Below are 1988 nucleotides of genomic sequence, written 5' to 3'. Positions count from 1 at the left end.
AGCGCGGTGGCGAGCAAGGACTATGTGGCGCCGCAGGGCCCGACCGAAGCGGCGATCGCGCAGGTGTGGCAGGAACTGCTGGGCCTGGAGCGGGTTGGGCGGCACGACCACTTCTTCGAACTGGGCGGGCATTCGCTGATGGTGGTCGGGTTGATCGAGCGCCTGCGCCAGGTCGAATTGACGGTGGACGTGCGCAGCCTGTTCGAGGCGCCGACCGTGGCGCAGCTGGCGCACCGGATCGAAGCACAGGAACCGGCGCTGCCGGCGTCACCGTCGCCCGCCAACCGGATCGCAGCCGATTGCAGCCGGATCACATCGGACCTCTTGCCCCTGGTCGAACTAAGCCAGGCGCAGATCGATTCGCTGGTCGCGGCGGTGCCTGGCGGCGTGGCCAACGTGCAGGACATCTATCCCTTGTCGCCACTGCAGGAAGGTCTGTTGTTCCACCACCTGCTGCAGGACCAGGGCGATACCTACCTGTTGCGCACGGTGCTGGCATTCGACAGCCGCGCGCGGTTGGACAGGTTCCTGGGCGCCTTGCAGCGGGTGATCGACCGGCACGACATCCTGCGCAGCGCGGTGCACTGGGAAGGCCTGCCGGAGCCGGTGCAGGTGGTGCAACGGCAGGCGCCGCTGCGGGTGCTGGCGCTGGCGGCGCAAGGCACGGCGCTGGAACAGGTGCTGGCGCAGACCGACCCACGACGGCTGCGCATGGACCTCCGCCTTGCGCCGCTGCTGCAGGCGCATGTGGCAGTCGATGCAGGATCGGGCGAGTGGCTGTGCGCCTTGCTGTACCACCACCTGGTCAGCGACCACGTGACGCTGGAACTGATCCTGGCCGAGATCCAGCAGCTGCTGCAGGGTCGGCAGGCAGAGCTGCCGGTGCCGTTGCCGTATCGCGACTTCATCGCGCAAGGCCGGAGCGTGCCGCAGGCCGAGCACGAGCGCTATTTTCGGGGGCAGCTGCAGGACGTGACCGCACCGACCGCACCGTTCGACGTGCTGGACGTGCAGGGCGGCACGAAGGTGCTGTCGGAGGCGCGCCAGGACCTGGGTCCTGCGCTGGCCCAGGCGGTGCGGGCGCAGGCGCGGCAGTGGTCGGTGACGCCGGCGGTGCTGTTCCATGTGGCCTGGGCGCAGGTGCTGGCACGCTGCAGCGGCAGCGAGGACGTGGTGTTCGGCACGGTACTGTCGGGCCGGCTGCAAGGCAGCGCCGGCGCGGACCAGGCGATCGGCGTGTTCATCAACACCTTGCCGCTGCGCCTGCCGTTGGCCGGCAGCACGGTACAGGGGGCGGTGCGCGAGACCTATCGCCGGCTGGGCGAGCTGCTGGCGCACGAGCAGGCACCGCTGTCGCTGGCGCAACGCTGCAGCGGGGTCGACCGGGCACTGCCGTTGTTCACGGCGTTGTTAAACTACCGGCACAGCCATGTGCAGGCGCCGCTGTCGGGCGAGCCAGGGCTGTGGGACGGGATGCGGGTATTGCGCGAAGAAGAGCGCACCAATTACCCGATCGCGATGGCGGTGGACGACGTGGGCGAGGGTTTCGTGCTCTCGGCGCAGTGTACGGCCGGGCTGGATGCGGTGCGGCTGGTGGGTTATCTGCACACGGCGCTGGCGGGACTGGTGGAGGCGCTGGCCGACGTGCCACAGCGGTTGTTGCGCGAGCTGACGGTGCTGCCGGAAGCCGAGCATGCGCAGCTGGCGCAGTTCAATGCGACGCAGGCGGCGTACCCGGACCGGGCGCTGATCCACGAACTGTTCGAAGCGCAGGCGGCGCGGCAGCCGGAGGCCATCGCCCTGGTGTTCGAAGACCAGTCGCTCAGCTACGGTGCACTCAACGTCAAGGCGAACCAACTGGCGCATCGCCTGCGCGCACTGGGCGTAGGCCCGGAGCAGCGGGTGGCGCTGTGCGCGCAGCGCGGGTTGGAGTTGGTGATCGGCATCCTGGGGATCCTGAAGGCGGGCGGTGCCTACGTGCCGCTGGA

At 69.4% G+C, this 1988-nt stretch carries 1 protein-coding gene; it reads left to right on the top strand.

Annotated features, from left to right (window positions below; translation table 11 throughout):
* Nucleotides 1-1988 (top strand): condensation domain-containing protein (locus J2Y70_RS22230; protein ID WP_309922729.1); only part of this gene is annotated, 1988 nt, incomplete at both ends.

Origin of the sequence: Xanthomonas sp. 1678, from assembly GCF_031455575.1 — a bacterium.
Taxonomy (GTDB): domain Bacteria; phylum Pseudomonadota; class Gammaproteobacteria; order Xanthomonadales; family Xanthomonadaceae; genus Xanthomonas_A.
This window is presented reverse-complemented; position numbering and strand designations above follow the sequence as displayed.